Raw genomic sequence first — 21,310 nt, forward strand, 5'->3', positions numbered from 1 at the left:
GACTGATTATATCATAGCAAAAAAAGACAACTTTAGGCTACGCCTAACCGAAATTCATCTCCTACTTTCACTGGTGCTGGCACACCTTCACGTTTAGAAGTGGGAGACTTCTTTCGGAGGGAAGTTAAAAACGGGCTTTAAGCCCGTATTAACCGTTTTTCAATTGGTTAAGGGCTTTTGTTTTAATACTCACCTGAAGGATTGCCCTTAATTCTTGAACGTGTTTTGATATGGTTTGTTTAGATACTTGATACTTCATAGTAAGGGCTTCAAAAGAGATTGGTTTTTGATGAATTATGGCCACTAGATATTCTAATGCAGCCACCCATCCTTTCACCTTTCTAATTTGTGGAGTATCAGGCTGAGTTTTGCTGATGAACTCATACCATAACATCTTGGCATCATATACCTCCATAATGCTATAGTTTAATTTCATAAATTTTTCAGTCCATTCCAATACTTCTAGCCAGCTTTGTTTCCACTTCCGAAAATCCGGGGTTTGCCGTTCAAATTGAGCTACCTTCCCATTGATTTTGACTAGATAAGGGGGTTTTGCTCTCATTTCCTCTAGAGCAGTAACCGCCTTCTTTTTTAATGAAGTAGATTGTTGTTCATCTAAAAGGAAATCTCTTAAGATTTCTTCAGCTTTATGGCAATCTAAAAGCCCAAGCCCAAGCAAAATGACTTCCTTTATCTCATCATCGCCATTTTCAATCGCCCATGTGAGAGATGATAAAATAAAGGGATCTTGTTTTAAAAGTTTAGGTTCTTGTTTAAGCAGATTGATTAACTCTTCAAATGGTAATTCATAGTGGTAAGTGAATACGGGAAATGTCAGTTCCACTTTATGTTTTTCAACCTGAGAAAGTAGGTCTAAATAAAACCTTGCAACCATAGACTTAGAATCTATTTTTAAAATCTGCTCCCACCATTTTTGAGCATAGGTATATCGCTTCGTATTGAAGGCTGCCATTGCAGCATAATGAAGGAAAACAGGGTCATGCTGTTTAAAAACATTTATCGATCGGCTAAAATGCTCAAAAACCTTTTCATGTTCTCCTAAAATAGCAAAGGTCGTTGCAAGTTTGTAAAGCTGTTCTGGGTGAATAGGATAAACCTTCTTTAATAACTCAAGCACTTGCTTCAATTGCTCTAATTCATCTGTCTGTTGATAAAAAATCGCCAAATTACAAAGGGCATGAATATTCGCATGATCATGTTCCAAGACGATTTTTGTTTGTTCAATAGCATTATGTGTATTTCCAATATAAAAATAAGCCAATGCTAAATTGTTTCTAGCAGCCAAAAAATCAGGATATTCTTCAAGAAAATGTTTAAATTGCTTAATCGCTTCATAAAATTTTCCTTCTTCTAGCAAACTTTTGATCCGATGATGGTGGAGTAATAATTCCTTTTGCTCCTCGTCTTCCTCAAATTCTATTTGCTCAATCTCCATAGATAAATACTCAACCATTTCTAGCGCTTCCTCAATATACACACCATCTGGCTCTGCCTCTATATAGTTTTGAATATATCGATATGCAGATTCCATATCTTCCATATGCGCATAATTATTAGCAAGGTAAAAATAGCACTCTGTAAGGGTTGGATCTAGTTTTTCAACAATATGAAGTAAAATATTATTTGACTCGGGAAAACGCCCCATTTCCGATAATAAGCCAGCAATATTTAAAAAGTGAATCGGATTATTCGGTTCAAAATCTACTGTTCTCCAAAAATACTTTAATGCCTTCGTATAATTGTTACGATCAATTTGTCTCATCGCCCGTTCAAAGAAAAAATTGGCATTAAAAGACATTGGAATAATTTTATCCCCTTTTTGGTGAGCGGATGTACGATAGTTTTTTTTCATCTGTATCCTCCAGCTAAACCGCAGATTCATTGAGATAAGTATATCACATTCGATTTTAAACCTCCACGTTTCAGACAGAATTGTGTTTTGCATAAGTCGGCATGGATGACGGAGCGCGTTGTAAAACACAATTCTCCTTTCCTTAGACACCTAAGAATTGTGTTTTGCATAAGCTGCGACCTTCAGGAATGCCCTTCTCTCCTTTTGATTTTAATTCATAGAAGGGCATGGATGACGGAGCGCGTTGTAAAACACAATTCTCTTACAAGGATACCATGATTCTTTGTCTTTCAGTAAAAGTTGCAATTTGTTGAACGCCAAACTCTTTGAGTAACTTTCGTCCCTCTTCTACCCCTACATGAACATGCTCTGGCTGATGTGCATCAGATCCTAAAGTAAACGGAATCTCTAAATCAACTGCTTTTTGAATAATACTAGGAGCAGGAAATACTTCCTTTACAACTTTAAATAACCCGGAAGTGTTCACTTCCATTGCCATACCACTTGCTTTGATCACTTGTAAGGTTTCATCAATGATTGGACTAATATCCTTTTCGGGAGCATGTCCATGTTTTTTGATTACATCAAAATGGCCAACGATATCATATAACCCAGATTTTGCAGCCCTTTGAACCGCTTGGTAATATTCGGCGAAAATCTCTGAGATTGGCTTTTTTCTCCAACCCTCCATCTGCCTACTATCCGAATGATCCCATTCACCTAAGAAATGAACAGAACCAATAATATAATCAAAAGGATATGGAGAAAGAAGCTTTTCGATCTGCTCTTCATATCCTTCTATATAATCTCCTTCTAAGCCAAGTTTGATCTCAATCTGGTTTTGATATTCTGCCTTTAAATTAAGCACTTCTTTTACATATTCTTCAAGTTCATCAAGTTCCATCGCACTTCCGGGATATATTTTTTCCTTTGGCAGATGAATAATTGGCATATGGTCAGATAATCCAATTTGCTGGAGTCCAACTTTAATCGCTTGCTCTACGTAATCTCTTAACACCCCTGTTGCATGCCCACAGCGTTCGTGGTGTGTATGATAGTCGACAAACATCTGTATCACATCCTATTTACATAAGATTAAACTCATACCAAAAATTGCGTTTTGCTCGGCATGGATGACGAAGCGCGTTGCAAAATGCAATTCACCTTTTCTCTTTTTTTGGAAATTGCGTTTTGCATAAGCAGCGACCTTCAGAAGTGCCCTTCTCTCCTTTTGATTTTAATTAATAGAAGGGCACGGATGACGAAGTGTGTTGCAAAATGCAATTTCCCTATAATTTTGGTTTACGCTCATATTTTTGATCCTGGTTTTGCCCTTGATGCCTTTGTTTTAACTCTTTCATTACCTCATCTAATTGGATACCCTTTGCCTGAAATAGAACAAGTAGATGATAGAGTAAATCACTTGCTTCAGCAATGAGCTCTTGGCGATTCTCATTCTTGGTGGCAATGATTACCTCACTCGTCTCTTCGCCGACTTTTTTCAAAATTTTATCGATTCCCTGATCAAAAAGATAGGTAGTATAGGAGCCTTCTGGTCGTTCTTGATCACGCCTTGCAATCAGCTCAGCTAAATCCTCTAAAATGTTGCTAGATTCTCCCTCTTCTTTCTCACCAAAACAGCTATAAGAACCTGTATGGCAAGCAACACCTACCTGTTCAACGAAAATGAGTAATGTATCTTGATCACAATCTAATTTGATATCCTTTACTTTTTGGATGTGTCCCGAAGTTGCTCCCTTATGCCACAACTCCTGTCTAGAACGACTCCAAAACCAAGTTTCTTTCGTTTCAAGCGTTTTTGTCAAAGATTCTTGATTCATATAGGCGACCATCAAAACCTGTTTACTGTCGTTATCTTGAACCACTGCAGGAATTAGCCCTTTTTCATTCCATTTTATTGTATTGATATCATTCTGGTTCATCGAACAATGACTCCTTTTTTTCGAAGCGCTTCTTTTAATTCAGGAATTTTCACTTCTCCATAATGAAAAATAGAGGCTGCTAATGCTGCATCAGCTTTTCCTACTTGAAAGGCCTCATAAAAATGTTCAGCATTTCCTCCGCCACCAGAAGCGATGACTGGAATGCCTACTGCTTCAGATACCAGTCTGGTCAGTTTCAGATCAAACCCTTGTTTTTTCCCATCTTGATCCATACTGGTTAACAGGATTTCCCCTGCGCCTTTTTTTTCTACTTCTTTTGCCCATTCTATCACTTTTAACCCAGTTGCTTTTCTCCCGCCATGGGTAACGACCTCGTAATCTTCCCATTCATCATTATATCTAGCATCAATCGCTACGACGATACATTGGTTTCCAAACACTTTTGCCCCTTCAGTAATCAATGTAGGTTGTTCTACTGCTTTCGTATTGATCGAGATTTTGTCTGCACCTGCCCGCAGGATATTTCTCATATCTTCAACAGAACTGATTCCTCCTCCAACGGTGAAGGGAATTGAAATAGAGGCAGCTGTTTTTTTCACGACTTCTATCATTGTTTTTCTTCCCTCATAGGTTGCGGAGATATCTAAAAAAACGAGTTCGTCTGCTCCGGCTTCATCATAAACCTTAGCTAATTCTACAGGATCACCAGCATCTCTTAACTGTACAAACTGAATCCCTTTAACCACTCGCCCACCCTTCACATCAAGGCAAGGAATAATTCGCTTTGTTAACACACCTGATCCCTCCTACTTACCCATCATTTCTTTGAGAGAGATTTTCCCTGTATACAATGCCTTTCCTACGATGGCACCAACGACACCATCAGGCTCTAAAGTTTTTAATTTAAAAAGATCTTCTGGAGAACTCACTCCTCCAGATGCTATCACCTTTGCTTTGGTTTTTAAAGCAAAATTCTGTGTTGCTTCCACATTGGGGCCGGATAGTGTTCCGTCCTTAGCAATATCGGTAAAAATAAAGGTTTGAACTCCAAGTTCAGCCAACCTTTGTCCTAATTCAACCGCTAGAACTTGGCTTGTATCAAGCCATCCCCGTGTAGCCACAAAGCCATCTCTTGCATCGATTCCCACCGCAATCGCTTCAGGATTTAGGGAAAGTGCCTGCTTTAATAATTCTTCATTTTCTAAAGCTGCTGTGCCAAGAATTACTCGGTTAATCCCTAGATTTAGATAATCCTCAATCGTATCTAAAGTACGAATCCCTCCACCTACTTGAATCGGGATCTCTACATTTTTTGCTATTTCACCAATCAGCTCCATCTGAACTGGTGCTCCTACTTTTGCCCCGTCCAAATCAACTAAATGAAGCCATGCTGCTCCTTCTTTTTTCCATCTTCTTGCCATCTCGATAGGATCGCCATAGGTCGTTTCTTGCCCGTAATCCCCTTGAAATAATCGGACACATTGTCCACCACGAAGATCAATCGCAGGATAAATCGTCCAACTCATTTTTCCACACTCCATTTCGCAAACTGGTTTAAAAGAGTCATTCCGACTTTTCCACTTTTCTCCGGGTGAAATTGCATCCCAATTACTTTTTCTCTACCAACAACAGCCGGAACCTTCCCATAATAATCCGTTGAAGCCAACAATAACGAAGAATCTTCTAACTCTACAAAATAGGAATGAACAAAATAGACATGACCTAATTCAATATCCGCAAATAATGGGTGATCTTTCTCTTTAATCAATTGATTCCATCCCATATGAGGAATTTTAAAATCTCCTTCAAAACGTTTGACATGGCCAGAAAATACACCTAATCCCTGATGAAACCCATGCTCATCACTTGTACTAAAAAGCAATTGCATCCCTAAACAAATCCCTAAGAATGGTGTTCCTTGTTCAACCACTTGATGAATAACAGGAACCAATTCTTTTCTCCTTAGGTTTTCCATTGCATCACCAAACGCCCCAACACCGGGTAAAATCACCCCACTGCTATTCAAAATTTTCTCTTTTTGATCTGTAGCAAAGGCAGCATATCCTAACCGTTCCAACGCTTTTTGTACGCTATGCAGATTTCCCATTCCGTAATCAATGATTGTAATCATCACAGTACTCCTTTACTTGAAGGAATTCCCTTTTGTTTAGGGTTGATTTGGGTCGCTTGATCCAAACTTCTACCTAATGCTTTAAAAATCGATTCAATCATATGGTGGCTATTTCGGCCATAGTGTACAATTACATGTAAAGTAATTCTTGCTTCCAAGGCAAATTTCCATAAAAATTCATGGAAAAGCTCAGTCGCAAATGTTCCGATTCGGCGATCAGGCAAGTCGATTCGATATTCTAAATGAGGTCTATTACTGATATCTACGATTACTTGACCTAATGCTTCATCCATTGGGACAAAACTCATGCCATAACGTTGGATTCCTTCTTTTGAACCTAGGGCCTCTCGAAAGGCTTGACCTAAGCAGATCGCAATATCTTCAACAGTATGGTGGTCATCAATCTGTATATCTCCTTTTGCTTTTACTGTTAAATCGAACTGTCCATGCTTACTAAATAAATCTAGCATATGCTCAAGAAAGGGTACACCCGTGTCTAATGTTGTTTTTCCCTCTCCGTCTAAATGGATCGTAACCTCGATCTCCGTTTCATTAGTTTTCCGGTAAATCGTTGCTGTACGTTTGCTATCATTCATTATTTTCACCTTCCAATCGTACTTGAATGGCACGACCATGTGCATGTAAACCTTCTTGTTCGGCTAGAGCGATGATTTTCTTCCCATGACTAAAAAAAGCTTGTTTACTATAAAAGATAATGCTTGATTTCTTCATAAAATCATCGACATTCAGTGGCGAGGAAAAGCGGGCCGTTCCACTGGTCGGAAGGACATGATTAGGACCAGCAAAGTAATCACCCACTGGCTCTGAACTATACCTTCCCAAGAAGATTGCCCCTGCATGCTTCACTTTGGCCAGCCAGTCAAAAGGCTGCTCAACCATCAATTCTAAGTGTTCAGGTGCCAACAGATTCACTTGTTCAAAAGCCTCGTCTAAGTGGTTGACGACAATAATTCCACCATATTGATCAATCGCTTCCCTTGCAATTTTTTCTCTAGGTAAGGTTTGTAATTGACGTTCCACTTCTTTTTGCACTTCTTCTGCTAATGAAAATGAAGGAGTGAAAAGAATCGAAGAGGCCATCGGATCATGCTCTGCTTGAGATAGCAAATCTGCTGCAATATAAACAGGGTTTGCAGCTTCATCAGCAACAATCGCAATTTCACTAGGCCCAGCGATCATATCAATCCCCACTTGGCCAAAAACTTCTCGTTTTGCTAAGGCCACATAGATATTTCCTGGACCAACAATTTTATCGACAGGTTTGATCGATTCTGTGCCATATGCCAAAGCGGCAACTGCCTGTGCCCCACCTATCGCATACACTTCTTTTATCCCTAAAATCTTTGCTGCTAATAATACATGAGGATGAATGGTTCCCTCTTGATTTGGCGGGGAAACCATGACAATTTCTCCTACCCCAGCCACTTGAGCAGGAATGGCATTCATTAACACAGAGGAAGGATAGGCAGCAGTTCCACCTGGTACATAAATGCCTACTCGATCCATTGCCGTTAAACGTTGTCCTAAGATTGTCCCATCTTCTTCTGTCATAAACCAAGAATCTTTCTTTTGTTTTTGATGAAAAGCACGAATTCTTTCAGCTGCTTCTTGTAATGAACTGACAAATAGTGGATCTTGGTTTTGATCAGCTTGTTCGATTCGTTCTAATGGTACTTGTAATTGTGTTAACTTCACCTTATCAAAGGCCTCAGTGAAAGCAAAAAGGGCTTGATCCCCTTTTTCTCTAACCTGACGAATAATATCAAGAACCGCTTTTCTTTTTGCTTCTGTATCTTCTCCAACTTCCCGTTGTTTAAATTCAGCATAATTCCGATAGATTTGAATCATCAACCATCACCCCTAAATGACCTCAGATAATCTTTCAATAATCTCCTTAATTTTTTCCTGTTTCATCCGATAGCTCACTTGGTTGGCTATCAACCGAGTGGTAATATGAGCAATCGTTTCCATTTCTACTAAGCCGTTTTCTTTCAATGTCCTTCCTGTAGAGACAATATCTACAATTCGATCAGCTAAACCAATAATTGGCCCCAATTCAACAGATCCATGAAGTTGAACCACTTCGACTTGTTTTCCTTGTTCACGAAAATACTTTTCTGCCACACGTGGGTATTTACTCGCAATTCTAGGTACGATCTCATGATTGATCGTTTGCGGTAACCCTGCAACTGACAAGCGGCAAGGACTAATTTTCAAATCCAATAATTCGTATACTTCACGTTCAGTTTCCATTAAAACATCTTTACCAACGATGCCAATATCTGCGACCCCGTATTCCACATAGGTTGGGACATCCATCGGTTTGGCCAGAATCCATTCTACTGCCTCACCCTCAATGGTCAAAATTAATTTACGTGTATCTTCTAAGTCAAAAGGTATAGGAAGCCTAGCTTTTTGCCAAATCTCCATTGCCTCTTCCATAATCCTTCCCTTTGGCATCGCAATGGTTAATATATCCCTTTTCATCTTAAGCTTCCTCCTCTCCAATAAATGTGATGATTTCTATAGGATATTCTAAACTTTGTTTAAAAACTTCTTTTTCATTCTTTTCGATCCGGTGAGTTTCCACCATGATCTGTTCTTCTCTTCTTAATTTAAACGCATAGCTTAAGGCTTGATCTCGATGTGCCTGATCATAGATTACTTTTATTCGTCTTTCCGTCGGTAATTGAACCTCTGAAACATCTAGAATCCGATCCATATGCAAACCAAAACCCGTTGCAGCTAAGGAATTATCGAAAGCTTTTAATAAAGTATCATAACGACCCCCACTGAGAATGGGAAAACCAATCCGTTCCGTTGTTCCCTCAAACACCATACCAGTGTAATAGTCCAAATGGGGTACAAGTGTAAGGTCGAACGTAATATAGGTCTCTACATCATACAGCTTTAATAGTTTCCATATTTCTAACAATTCACCGATCGCTTGTTTTGCTTGATGAGACACGGCAATGTTTAAGGCTTGCTCTAACATAGCTCCATCACCTTGAAGTGATAATAAAGATTGGAGTACTTTTTGCCCTTTTTCCGAATCTACAAATTCTTCAACAAGTTGTTGATACCCTACCATATTTTTCTCAGAAAGTGCTTCTCTCATTTTTGTTTGGACTTCTTGATCAGTTACCCATTCTGCTAAAACTCCTTGTAGAAATCCGGTATGGCCAATAACCAAACGAAAAGCCCCTACTTTAACTTGTTTCAAAGACTCGATCGCTAAAACAAGAACTTCAGCATCTGCATCAGGCGTTCCTTCTCCAATCAACTCTACACCAGATTGATAGAACTCTGCAGCTCTTCCTGCCTCATGCTCTTGAGCTCTAAACACATTAGAATGATAAGAAATACGGTAGGGTAAATCTTGATTTTTTAATAAAGAAGAAACCACTCTACCTATTGGCGCTGTCATATCAGGACGTAATACTAATGTATGACCTAATCGATCAAGTAATTTAAAGGTCTTATTGCTTGGAATGGCACTTGCTTTGCCAACTGTTTCATCATATTCTAAGGTTGGTGTAACAATTTCCTGATATCCCCATTTATGAAATAATCCTTGTAATTGATTTTCCATCCATCTTTTTTTGGCTGTTATGTTTGGTAATAAATCTCGAAACCCGATTGGTTTCTCAAAGCTCTGTAGTTTACCCATTCTTTTTCACCTTTTCTAAACGTTCTGTTTACTTTAGCTTGCTACCAAACTAAAGCATTTTATAAAAGTCTATCACCAGAGGACACAAAGGTCAAGAAGAAAGTTTTCACTAGAGTTTCCTCTTTCTCCATTCTTCCCTTTCAGATATTGAAAGATGCAATAAAATAAACTAAAAGGCCACCCTAAAGGTAGCCCTAATTTATTATGTTTTTATTCTACTTCAAGATTACCCCTTGATAGCCAGTCAGTTTTACTTTTACCTTGCCATCTTTTACTGGATAAGTCTCTTTGGTTAATAAGTCTTTTACCTTGCCTGTCTTTTTCGCAACTGGGATCTCTACCTCTTGTTCTTTTTGTAATGAATTGATCACAACAACGGCTGATTTACCTTCATAGTTTCTTGCAAAGGCATAAACCTGATTGATCTCATCGATGAGAACCGTTTCTACATCCCCATGGGTAAGTTCAAGATTAGATTTGCGAATCTGAATCAATTTCTTGTAATAATCAAAGAGATCACGATTTTGTTCCTTTTCATCCCAGACAAAGGTCTTACGGCAATCTGGATCGTTCTTCCCTGTCATCCCAATTTCAGTGCCATAGTAAACCATTGGCATTCCGATATAGGTCATTTGGAATAAAGCGGCTAAACGTAACAATTCTTCTTTTTCACCAACAGAGGTTAAAAATCTCTCTGTGTCATGACTATCAATTAAGTTAAACATCGCATAATTGGCTTGATCGCGATATTTCATTCTTGCCTTTGCTAGTCTTGCATCAAGGGTGCTTACACCAATATTTCGTCTAGCAAAGAAGTCAAAGATCGCTTCTCTAAATAAGTAGTTCATGACAGAATCATATTGATCCCCTTCTAACCATGGTGCAGAATCATGCCAGATTTCGCCAATGATTAACGCCTCAGGATTTGCTTCTCTCACCACTTTACGGAAGGCCCTCCAAAAATCATGGTCAACTTCATTGGCCACATCTAAGCGCCAACCATCAATTCCCGCTTCTTCAATCCAATAACGAGCCACATTTAATAAATACTCTTTTACTTCAGGGTTGCTTGTTTTCAACTTTGGCATCGTCCATACATCATTGGCAAAGGTCTCATAATTGGGGTGTGGTTCTGTTACAATTGGGAAACTTTCAATATAGAACCAATCTTTATACTTAGACTTTTCTCCATTTTTGACAACATCTTGGAAAGCGAAGAAATCATAACCACAATGATTAAAGACAGCGTCAAAAATCACTTTTATTCCTCGTTTATGACTCTCTTTAACCAATTTCTTTACTGTATCTAAATCCCCAAAATGAGGGTCGATTTTATAATAATCAGTCGTATTGTATTTATGATTAGAAGGTGATTCAAAAACAGGTGTCATATAAATGACATTGACGCCTAAATCATCTAAATAAGGTAGCTTTTCAATCATTCCTTCTAAATCACCGCCAAAGAAATTATGAGGAGTAGGTTTGCCACCCCATGGCTCCACATTTTCCGGGTCGTTTTTAGTATTGCCATTGGCAAAACGTTCAGGGAAGATTTGATAAACAATCCCTTTTTTCACCCATTCTGGTACCTCGAATAAATCCTGTTCATTAATAAATGGAAATTGGAAATCGCCTACCGCAACACGTTCATTTGCAATTCCCTTATCCCCATACCAAACTCCAGAACCATTTGCTTCTAAATAAAAGGTATAGCGAATTCTTCTAGTTTTCGATGGAAGATCACAAGAAAAATAATCAAATAAATCATCAGAAGCGACCTTTTTCATGCGCAAAGGAACATCATGCTCAATTGGTTGATATCGATCACCATGTAAGACAGTCACTTGTTCTACATCTCCTTTTTTTGCACGAATCCGGATCCGCAAAGTATGACCATCAATTGGAAAAGCAAAGCTACCATAAGGTTGATGAAAAATAGATTCTAATAACATCAACAACACTCTCCTAACCCTTGAGATATTATTTTAAAGCAGGAGGTAAACCCCTGTCTAACTCAGAAATTTTCTAACCATGTTACAATAGGTTCAATTAATTTATTGGCTAGATTGCCTAATCACTAACTTGGTTGGAACGATAATTTTTTCTGGTTCTAGATTAGAGTCATCAATTAAAGCGAATAATCTGCTTGCCGATTGGTATCCTAATTGAAATACAGAAATATCGACTGAAGATAGAGATGGCGATGATAACTCAGCCATCGCAAAATTATTAAAACTAATGACAGCAACATCCTCTGGTATCTTAAATCCTTTCTCTTGCAAAGCTGCTAAAACCCCAAGAGCAATCAAATCATCCGTGACTAAAATTGCGGTTGGCGGTTCTGCTTGTCCAAAGCAATGTTCAATTGCTTCATAACCTGCTTCCTTGCTAAATTCCACAAATGAGACGCAGGATTGGTCAAAAGGTAATCCTTTTTCCAATAATGCTTGTTTAAATCCAGCTAAACGATGCCTTGTCACCACTAACTTGTTGGATCCACCAATAAAAGCGATCCTTCGATGCCCTAATTCAAGCAAATAGATTGTTGCAGCCTTTGCAGCTTGAATGTTGTCATTGTCCACATAGTTAACCAATTTTTGCTCTTCTTCATTTTCTTGTTGAGGGCTGCCGATTAAGACAAAAGGAAAGTTCCACTTAATTAGCAATGAGATAAATGGATCATTGATTCGGGAGCTAAGCAATACTACTCCATCTACTCTTTTTCCTAAAACCATTTTTGACAAGGTATCCAATTGCTCATCAACACCATATAGTCCCTTTCATGGGCTGCAACACTAATGCCTCTAATTACCTCAGGGAAAAAAGGGTGCATAAAAGCTTCTTCAGAAGCCCTTGGCATCATAATCCCAATCGTGGAAGTAGAATTGGCAACCAAACTTCTTGCATTAAAATTAGGATGGTAGCCTAATTCCTCCATCGCCTCCCTCACCTTTTTCTTGGTTTCAGGGCTGATTCGAGGATTGTCTGCAATGACCCTAGATACGGTACTTGGTGATACACCACAGACCCTTGCAATATCTTTAATCGTAACAGACATAAAAATAACACTCTCCTGTAAACGGTATCAATTTATTTTAATTTAATTCAAACGTTTGCATTATTTTTATTATAGAATACTTTACAGCAAATTGAAAGAAAAAAAGAAATGCCTTTCTCTGATATTCTTTCAATCAAAGAAAGGCATGGATGACGGAGCAGCGTTGTAAAACGCAATTCCTTTTCCTTTGACACTTTAGAATTGCGTTTTGCATAAGCAAGCGACTTTCAGGAATGCCTTTTTCTCATCTTCTTTTAATCCGAAAAAGGCATGGATGACGGAGCAGCGTTGTAAAACGCAATTCCTTTATTTAGAATACTGATAAACTTTTTCTATTGTATGACCGATTTGTTGCCTTCGCTGAATCTCTTCTTCCCGATAAGACCGTATGTCACCCCTCATTGCAATCTCTTGATGAAGAAGAGAGGCAAATGTGTTTATTTCCGTCTTCAAGCGCTCAATCTCAATTTCCTTATCAAAGGAGAGATGAATACTCTTTATCCCATAGATTTGACACATTTCTGCCAAAGCATCCTTTGCCATTCCTTCAGGCATACATTTAAAAGGATAAAGATGCACAATTCCATCTACCCCATCATGCTCTATATGGTGTCTTGCATGGGCTACTGTCGGTTGTCCGTCTCCACCAACTTCATGTTCAAGGAAAGGTTTGGCCATAGGCTCTCTTACCCAACGGTTAGGGGAATATAACCCTTTTTCTGTGAGCCCTTGTAGGATTGGTTTTAATAGCGGCTGTTGCTGAATATAATGAGCTTTAAGTCCTTTAAAGGCACCACGAATAAAATGGCTTAATCTCATTCCTTCCACTGCTTCAATCCCTAACATTCCTAGTAAATTATCAACAGTCCCTCGATTGGCAAAGGAGGTTAGGGACACATAAATTTCTCCAACTACAACGACCTTTGGCTTTATTTCCTGATCCTGTTCTATTTGTTCTAACTCTTTTAATGCTTTTTCCTTCACTTGTAAGATTTCAGGAATGGTATGAACCTCATCCAATCGTCGGATCCATTTTCTTAATATTTGCGTCGTAGTTCCTCTTTTTGTTTCATGAGCCCGTACGATTAATGCTTTGTTTTGCAAATCCTCATAGGCCAACAATTTTTCCCAACCCGGCCAAACCAAGTTTTTCAACATTTTCAATAACTGAGTCTGTACTTTCATAGCCTGGATTACATTTAATTCCTGTTTATGTAGGAATTGTTCAAGACTTTTTACCAAATGAGCTAAGCGATCATGAGTAGCCAATGTAGATACTTGTTGTAAAAAGGCAAGCAAGTTTCTTCCTTCATTATCTAAAGTAAACATTTCTAGAGTATGTCCATATTTTTGTAAAATAGGTTGATACTCTTTTAATAAGGCTGGTTCCCCTGCAATCGCATACCAGCCAAATGTACAAGGCCCTTTTCCTCTCGCCATCAAAATGATGATCCTTCTCGGTTCAACTTGACCCCCTTTGATGTTTGCCTGCTCTTCTAAATCGTTTACTACTCGATCTAACGTTTGTCGAATACTTCCCATACTTAAAGCAAAAGGAGAACAGGTTTCTGTATAATGAACATTTCCTTTAATGATTGTTTCTTCATTTACAGGTTTTGGGGGATAGAGAAAATCGCTTAATCCTAACTGATGCCAGATATCCTTAAGAATTAGGCCAATCCCATCTCCCATATATGGCCAGATGAAAAGTGGTTTCTTCTCCTTTGGTAAATGTTCTTCATTCTTTAAGGTCACTGGTTTTGAGGCTACTGATATATGAGAGATCATATCTTGAATACCTTCTAACTTTTGAATCCTTTCATCTCTTTTTTGCTGTAGAAATCCTAAAATGGTTTCGTATCGGGTATGAAAACCGACACCACCTGTTTGCTCATCAAATTTAAAAGTCCAACATGCTTTGCCTTGATCCGAGATATATTTAGCAAAATATTCAACTTGAAAGGCATCTGGATGACAACCAAAGCTGCCAACCAGAATAAATCCGTCTACATGATCGATCATTTTATCGATAAAGGCCTGCCCTAAACGATGCGTATCATAAAAACCATTTACATTCTGGTAATACGGTTGTAATTCCCAAAATGGAAGGTCTTGCATCGTGATGACAGAGACGCCTTTTTTCGTAAAATAGATTTTAACATCTGCAGATAATGCGGAATCCTCAACTAAATAATTTCTTCCTACTAATGCCAGACGAACCTTTGTAGGATCTTTAAGTAATTTTAGATATCGATCCGATTGTTTTTCAATCACATCTTGATATGCTTTTTTAAATGCCTGGTCAATTTCTTTAAATTCATCATTTCTAGCATCAGACCAATCTCTTTTCATTAAAAAGGCTAATTTTTTTGCCTTCTTCCACTGAAAAAGATCTCCATAAACATGAGCACAAACCTGTCTTAAATGGTTTCCATCTAAAGAATCGATTTCAGGTGCAATCACTCTTGGGAAATGGTCTCCTTTTTCCGCCAACCTTTCGACTATTTCTTCGTTCATCAGCAGATTTAAATGTTCTTGATGTCTATAATTGCTTTGCTTTAAACGGTATCCCGTGATACTGCTAAGGGAACGAATCACAACGCCATCCAAATCACGATATTTTGCACAAGTACTTGAATCATCGTGTTCTCCTTTGATAATTGGAGTTAAAAGAACATCAATCTCAGGGTGTTCATGAATCAGTTGATAAATATGCCCAATATAGACTCGAAGGGGTAAACAATAATCTGCACTCGCGATTGCGCTTGCCGCTTCAATCATATTTGGCTTGGTTACCGTACTTTTAATCAAAGGAATACTCATCAATTCTAAAAAACGTATAACCAGCTTTACTGCCACATATTTCCCTGTAAAGGCAGTGGAAATTCCGACGATAGGCTTGCTTTTATCAACAACCATCTATGCCAACCCCCTTTCAAGCAATAATGTTTCGATGTGTTTTTTTGAAGCGTCATCCTCAATCATTCCTTCAAACAGCCCAAAATCACAGTTGATTGATTTATAGCCAGCTATTGGCTGATCATCCTCTAATAAAGTAATCACCCCATGACAGGTTCGATCACATGAAGGATGCTTACACGTTAATGTCCTCGTGTGATATGTAGAAGAGAGAATTGTATCAAACCCTTTAAAACTAGAATTCATACCTTTTGCATATGCATCTTTTGCTAGGAGGGCTGCTCCTAATGCACCTGCACCAACAACTAATCTTCGATCCTTAGCAATAATGAACTCTTCTTCAGAAAGCTGTAAGGTTTCTTTAAAAGCATGTTGAATCGCTTGGTTTAAAAACGTTCCTCCTTGAGCCACAATCGGTACAGATAATACCTTTCCTTTGCCGATATCAGATAAATAGGTTCTACAAATGGAATAAGCAAGCCCCATCAATAAATCTTTAGTAGGAAAGCCTGCCCGTGCTTTATGGATGATATCTGATTCGCCGAAGACCGCACAACGTCCTGATATTCTCGCTGGTGAATGAGAAGTAAGCGCAATTGGACCAAATTGATCCAAAGGAATCTCAAATCGCTTAGCAATCGCTTCAATAAAAGCTCCTGCACCTGCCGCACATTTATCATTCATTGCAAATTCAATTCCGTGGTCATTGATCACAATAATTTTCGCATCATTTCCACCAATATCCATAATCACCTTCACACCAGGTACCATATATTGAGCCCATGTGGTATGTGCTAAGATTTCCGTTACCTTTACATCAGAGGTATATTTAGCCTTTGTGGTAATCATATCTCTAGCTAATTCCCCTGCACTCCCTGTTGTTCCAACACCTCCTAAGCTTTCTCCTAATGGTAGGTGTTTTTTTAATTCAATCAAGGCAGCTTGAATCGCTTTAATTGCATCTCCAGAAGTTTCAACTGAACCAACAGAGATGATTTCTATTCCGGTTTGTGTCCCTTTAATTAATGCGTATTTCGTCCCTCTTGACCCTCCATCGATCCCAGCAAAATAAATACCATCTATCGATCTTACATCAGAATGGAGTGATCTTTCATTGTTGATCACGATTTTACTCTTTTCACGATGGATCGGAATTTTAATGTTTTTCTGTGATTGCGGGATTTCTTTGACATTTTTAGCTTGGAAGGCACCTTCACATCTGCCACCCAACGTGTCTAAAATATGGATCCCTTCCTCACTTTTTTCAAGAGGTTGAGACAATTCACAAGCATTTTGACAACCATGGCAATAACGAATTTGGCTATCAAAATCTCGAATAAAGAAGTCCTCTTTAAAAGAAGTTTGATTAGCAGAATCTTTTTTTCTTCCAATACGATGGCGGCCATTCCTAAAGCTCCAACAATGTCATGATAAGGTGGAATGATGACTTCCACACCTAAATGATGTTCAAAAGCCCTTTTTACTCCTTGATTAAAGGCTACTCCACCTTGAAAAACAATCGGGCTAGGCAAAGGAACATCTTTTACAACATTTTTAAGGTAATTGGTTACCATTGCATCACAAATTCCAGCTAAACGTTCAGCTAATGGCACACCCTTTTGTGTCAAATGACGGAAATCCCGTCTAGAAAATACGGTACAGGTCGAATCAATTCTAGCAGACTGCATAGCTTCTAACGCAATAGGGCCAAATTGATTTAAAGAAATACCTGCTTCATCGGCAATTTGTTTAAGAAACTCACCAGTCCCAGCAGAGCAAATCGTGTTCATATTAAAGTAAACAGGGACATTTGCTTTATCAAACACAATCACTTTCGAATCTTGTCCACCAATTTCAATAATGGTTCCTATTTTATCGATAGGTTCTTTGATTCCATTGTTTTCTATTTTTACAAAACCTTTTTTTACTAAGTGTTGGATACCAACAGAATGGGCAAAAATTTCCGTTTTGGTTAAATCCCCGCCAATCATGTGACGATTTAATTCCCGGCCGCTACCTGTTAACCCAATTCCTCCCACTTGATATTGGGGAACACTTTCAAGATAAGTGCGAAGGGCATTTTTCACAGCATCCACTTGGCTTGGGAACTGATCGTGACGAAGATATAGAGAGGTTCCTATCAACTCACCATCTCTTGAGATTCCAGCTACTTTTACCGTTGCTGAGCCAATATCCACTCCGATATAAACCTTATCCATTTTCACACACCTTTTTCTTATCCATATTTACCTATTCATCAATCAATAATTTATTTTACCCATTCTCCCTCTATTTTAATACTATTATAAAAAATAGTGTATTACGACGAGCTCCGTTGTACGCCTTTTTGTATGATTAAAAATAAAGGTAACAAAGAGGCTCCAAAAGTCGATTTTTATGTAATACACAATTTAGTTACTTTGTTTTAATTAAGAAAAGGTTTGTATATTCCATCGCGCTCCGTCATCCGTGCCCTTCTATGAATAAAGATTACGGAGAGAAGGGCACTTCTGAAGGTCGCTGCTTATGGAATATACAAACCCTTAAATGACAAATGGAAGAAAGTTATACTTTCTTAATCTTTAAAAAAGGCCCCAAAACTTGGGACCTTGTAGGTAAGTAATAGACTTTTAAATTTTCCTATAAGATATGTGTCAGGAAAAATCCACTAATTAAGACCGTACCAATCACTGCAGACCAGATAGCCATGTTCATCAATTTTGTTGCATTATACTTCGCCGATAAATCCTTTTTAGATAAGATAAATCCAAGTATAAGGAATAATCCGATAGTGAAAACTCCATGTGTTGCCCAGTGATGGCCTGTAAGAGAAGCCATCCAGTCTTTAAATGGGGTAACCATTTCTTTGAAAATCATCAGCACTGCATTAAAAATATTTGCGACGGCAAAGGCTATTCCAAATCCGATGGTTTTCTGACTTAACCCTTGATTTTCCACTTTAACTTCCATTCTGATCTCTCCCTCCTATTGACCTAATAGACCTAGTTTTACACCTTTAGTAATCATGGAACCCATGCCCTCCATACCAAAACCAAGGACGATAGAAATAATGGCAACAGATATTGCTAATTTTTGAATATGCTTATTCCCAATTAACTTATCATTATAGGCAATGATTGGAAGAACCATACTAGCAAGTAGAAGGATAAAGAAGATATGTTCCTTTGCTTCCATGAAGAAAGCATGTGCTGCAGGGAACGATCCAGCTTTAATAATGAATTTGTCACCTACATCTTGTGCTCCATAATAAACCCAATACCACCATCCGCCAACAATGTAAGAAATCCAGATAAATACTGATGATAAAACACTTACGATTCTTAGCCTTTTGATATTCTTTTCATTCACATTTAAAAGTTCTACAAGTGCCCAAACAGCCATAATAATTCCCCATACACCAAACATGACATGAGGCATTGTCGTAAACACTTTAAACATAGCGTACCCCCACTTTCATTTATTAATATTAAGGAGCTCCTTGTGACTTTATTATCTCATGGCTTAAAAAAGACCACTAGTGAAGGTCCTCTCTAAAAAAAAAGGAACAATGTCCCTTATTTTCTCAGGACATTGTTTCCCATTAACACGTTACTCATTTAAATGATAGCGAACAGCAAAAGCGGCTGCTTCTGCGCGATTATTCACTTCTAATTTAGCTAATATTTGACTAACATAGTTTCGAATCGTCTTTTCACTTAGAACCATCGTCTCTGCAATTTCTCGATTTGTCTTTCCTTCAGCTATCAAACAAAGAACCTGTCTTTCTTGATACGTGAGTTCATTTATTTTTTTCGCTTCTTCCGACTGACGTATTTTCCTTAGTAATTTTGTTGTAATCGTTGGATCAAGAAGAGATTTCCCTTCAACGACTGCTTCAATAGCACGAATTAAATCCTGGGAACAAATCTCTTTTAATATATAGCCACTAGCCCCCACCTTTACAGAATCATAGATCGCCTCTTCATCATCATGAGAAGTGAGCATAATCACATAGGTAGAAGGTTGAATTTTTAAGATTTCCTTGCATGCTTCAATACCGCTTTTATGTGGCATTCGGACATCCATTAGAATGACGTCCGGCTTTTTTTCAATAGATAAAGCGATTGCTTCATCTCCACTGACTGCTTCCCCCACAATTTCAATTCTAGGATAAATCGTAAGTAAGCTTTTTAGACCCATCCGTACCATTTCACTATCATCCACTAGCAGCAATTTGATCTTCTTGTCCATTTTCCATCCTCCCCTCATTTTTAACTTGTAATGTGAGCCTTGTCCCTACTCCTTTTACTGAAGAAATGATTAAACTCCCTCCAATAGACTGGGCACGAAATCTCATATTTTTTATTCCTTGTCTAAAAAACTCTGGCTCCTCCTTTTCTATGTATCCTTCTATATTTCCCATTCCTGTTCCGTTATCTTCTATTTCAACCTCATATTTTTTGCGGTTTCCTTGGACCGAAATCATGACTTTTGATGCGTTTGCATGGCGCAAAACATTACTCAAAGCCTCTTTTACAATATAGTAGATTTGCACTGTTTGCGACAAAGGAGGATCTTCACCTTGGAAATCATATTGGAATAGAATCTGCAATTCATGCTTAATATCCATTTCCTCGATTAAACGTTTTATTTCTTCTTTCATCGTTGCCTCTTGATTTACTGGCATTTTCAATTTTTTGATATATCCCCTAATCTCTCGAATCAGATCATTTAGTCTTTTTACAATCACTTGTAGTTCAATGGCTGATTGTTCGATTTTATTTTCTTTATTATCGGTGAGAAGCATGTTACGGACTCTTTCCAATTGAAGCCCCGTAGCATAAATGGATTGAATCATTCCATCATGAAGGTCCCTAGCAATCTTACTTCTCTCCTCTACCACCGCTTTCGTTTTTTCTGCTTGATAGAAATAGTTTTGATATTCCAGATCAAATACTTTTAAAATTTTCAGAATAAAAAAGGCCATTAGAAAAGCACTTAACCCTCTAAATAATTCAATCGGAATTCCTGTGGTATGAAAGAAAAGATCTGAGTTAAAGAGAATCGCTGGAAGAACTGGTGCGTAAGGAACAATCAAACCACCAGCTAAAGCATAAGAAGCAACGGAGCCCATCGCCAAATACAAAATTCGTGTCATAGAAGGAACACCAAAACTTTGAAATTGTCTTTTTTGTAAAAATAGGGCATAGCTGCTTATTGCTCCCCCAGGAAAAGCTAAGAGGTAACGAGCCCAGATATCACTAATTGCAAACCACCAGTCTTGATTCTTTTCATCAACAAAAATCGGCTCAAGGAAAATAAAATGAGAAAACCATACTAATAAGACAAACATTGGGATGAATAAAAACTTACGATCCCATTTTTTCGTTTGAATAAGCAAATGCATACCAAAGTAAAAAAGGAAAAAGAAGGAAATGGCATTGATAATAAATTGGATAGACTCTAAAACGTAGATTTGTGAAGCGTTTAAATAGCTCTTTTGAAGAGGAATAAATGCAACTCCCCAGTCAGCAATTCCATGCAAAATGCCAAATAAGGCTAGATAATATAAACTTTTCGCCAAATAAAAATGACTGTGAACGGTATTTTTTAATAGAATTCCAAAACCCATAAGGAAAAAGGTAAGAGGATAAACAAAAGAAATAACCACATGATTCGTTTCAAAAAATGCAGCTAGGATAGACAAAAAATTCCTCCCCCTTAGAAATAGACA

General features: G+C 38.1%; 18 protein-coding genes and 1 pseudogene. All 19 read right to left on the reverse strand.

Annotated elements, in window-relative coordinates:
* Positions 1-148 precede the first annotated feature (148 nt).
* The 19 genes and pseudogenes from U473_RS10400 to U473_RS10490 all read right to left on the reverse strand — a co-directional run bounded on the left by U473_RS10400 (position 149) and on the right by U473_RS10490 (position 21,283).
* Positions 149-1,873 (reverse strand): tetratricopeptide repeat protein, encoded by a 1,725-nt coding sequence (locus U473_RS10400; RefSeq protein WP_068726082.1) that lies wholly within the window; start codon positions 1,871-1,873, stop codon positions 149-151.
* A 262-nt stretch (positions 1,874-2,135) separates the two neighbouring features.
* Complete coding sequence (hisJ, locus tag U473_RS10405) at positions 2,136-2,942, reverse strand: histidinol-phosphatase HisJ (protein WP_068726084.1); 807 nt, start codon at positions 2,940-2,942, stop codon at positions 2,136-2,138.
* Between the two features lie 220 nt (positions 2,943-3,162).
* A complete protein-coding gene (gene hisIE, locus U473_RS10410) occupies positions 3,163-3,816 on the reverse strand; it encodes a bifunctional phosphoribosyl-AMP cyclohydrolase/phosphoribosyl-ATP diphosphatase HisIE (protein ID WP_068726086.1) in 654 nt (217 codons plus the stop codon).
* Positions 3,813-4,571 carry an imidazole glycerol phosphate synthase subunit HisF gene (hisF, locus tag U473_RS10415; RefSeq protein ID WP_068726089.1) on the reverse strand — a complete coding sequence of 253 codons (759 nt, stop codon included), beginning with the start codon at positions 4,569-4,571 and terminating at the stop codon, positions 3,813-3,815. Before hisF ends, hisIE begins: the two co-directional genes overlap by 4 nt.
* Before the next feature lie 12 nt (positions 4,572-4,583).
* A complete protein-coding gene (hisA, locus tag U473_RS10420; RefSeq protein WP_068726090.1) occupies positions 4,584-5,303 on the reverse strand; it encodes a 1-(5-phosphoribosyl)-5-[(5-phosphoribosylamino)methylideneamino]imidazole-4-carboxamide isomerase in 720 nt (239 codons plus the stop codon).
* The gene (hisH, locus tag U473_RS10425; protein WP_068726092.1) at positions 5,300-5,908 is read right to left on the reverse strand and encodes an imidazole glycerol phosphate synthase subunit HisH; all 609 of its coding nucleotides are present in this window, start codon (positions 5,906-5,908) and stop codon (positions 5,300-5,302) included. Before hisH ends, hisA begins: the two co-directional genes overlap by 4 nt.
* The gene (hisB, locus tag U473_RS10430; RefSeq protein WP_068726096.1) at positions 5,908-6,504 is read right to left on the reverse strand and encodes an imidazoleglycerol-phosphate dehydratase HisB; all 597 of its coding nucleotides are present in this window, start codon (positions 6,502-6,504) and stop codon (positions 5,908-5,910) included. Before hisB ends, hisH begins: the two co-directional genes overlap by 1 nt.
* Positions 6,497-7,777 carry a histidinol dehydrogenase gene (gene hisD / locus U473_RS10435; protein ID WP_068726099.1) on the reverse strand — a complete coding sequence of 427 codons (1,281 nt, stop codon included), beginning with the start codon at positions 7,775-7,777 and terminating at the stop codon, positions 6,497-6,499. Before hisD ends, hisB begins: the two co-directional genes overlap by 8 nt.
* A 12-nt stretch (positions 7,778-7,789) precedes the next feature.
* The gene (hisG, locus tag U473_RS10440) at positions 7,790-8,416 is read right to left on the reverse strand and encodes an ATP phosphoribosyltransferase (protein WP_068726102.1); all 627 of its coding nucleotides are present in this window, start codon (positions 8,414-8,416) and stop codon (positions 7,790-7,792) included.
* A 1-nt stretch (position 8,417) separates the two neighbouring features.
* Positions 8,418-9,599, reverse strand: coding sequence for an ATP phosphoribosyltransferase regulatory subunit (locus U473_RS10445; protein WP_068726104.1), 1,182 nt, complete (start codon positions 9,597-9,599; stop codon positions 8,418-8,420).
* A 215-nt stretch (positions 9,600-9,814) separates the two neighbouring features.
* On the reverse strand, positions 9,815-11,551 hold the full coding sequence (locus tag U473_RS10450; protein WP_068726105.1) for a glycoside hydrolase family 13 protein: 1,737 nt from the start codon (positions 11,549-11,551) through the stop codon (positions 9,815-9,817).
* A 102-nt stretch (positions 11,552-11,653) separates the two neighbouring features.
* Positions 11,654-12,657, reverse strand: a pseudogene (locus U473_RS10455) (LacI family DNA-binding transcriptional regulator).
* Between the two features lie 306 nt (positions 12,658-12,963).
* On the reverse strand, positions 12,964-15,576 hold the full coding sequence (locus U473_RS10460; protein WP_068726106.1) for an acyl-CoA dehydratase activase-related protein: 2,613 nt from the start codon (positions 15,574-15,576) through the stop codon (positions 12,964-12,966).
* The gene (locus tag U473_RS10465) at positions 15,577-16,857 is read right to left on the reverse strand and encodes an acyl-CoA dehydratase activase (RefSeq protein ID WP_068726107.1); all 1,281 of its coding nucleotides are present in this window, start codon (positions 16,855-16,857) and stop codon (positions 15,577-15,579) included.
* Positions 16,812-17,795: an acyl-CoA dehydratase activase gene (locus U473_RS10470; RefSeq protein ID WP_068726109.1), complete on the reverse strand. Its 984-nt coding sequence runs from the start codon at positions 17,793-17,795 to the stop codon at positions 16,812-16,814. Before U473_RS10470 ends, U473_RS10465 begins: the two co-directional genes overlap by 46 nt.
* A gap of 421 nt (positions 17,796-18,216) precedes the next feature.
* The gene (locus tag U473_RS10475) at positions 18,217-18,546 is read right to left on the reverse strand and encodes a hypothetical protein (protein ID WP_068726111.1); all 330 of its coding nucleotides are present in this window, start codon (positions 18,544-18,546) and stop codon (positions 18,217-18,219) included.
* A 15-nt stretch (positions 18,547-18,561) separates the two neighbouring features.
* Positions 18,562-19,035 (reverse strand): hypothetical protein, encoded by a 474-nt coding sequence (locus tag U473_RS10480; RefSeq protein ID WP_068726112.1) that lies wholly within the window; start codon positions 19,033-19,035, stop codon positions 18,562-18,564.
* 150 nt (positions 19,036-19,185) lie between these two features.
* Positions 19,186-19,827: a response regulator gene (locus U473_RS10485; RefSeq protein WP_068726113.1), complete on the reverse strand. Its 642-nt coding sequence runs from the start codon at positions 19,825-19,827 to the stop codon at positions 19,186-19,188.
* A complete protein-coding gene (locus U473_RS10490; protein ID WP_068726115.1) occupies positions 19,793-21,283 on the reverse strand; it encodes a sensor histidine kinase in 1,491 nt (496 codons plus the stop codon). Before U473_RS10490 ends, U473_RS10485 begins: the two co-directional genes overlap by 35 nt.
* Between the last annotated feature and the right edge of the window lie 27 nt (positions 21,284-21,310).

It is taken from the genome of Tepidibacillus decaturensis, assembly GCF_001561915.1.
GTDB classification, from domain to species: domain Bacteria; phylum Bacillota; class Bacilli; order Tepidibacillales; family Tepidibacillaceae; genus Tepidibacillus_B; species Tepidibacillus_B infernus.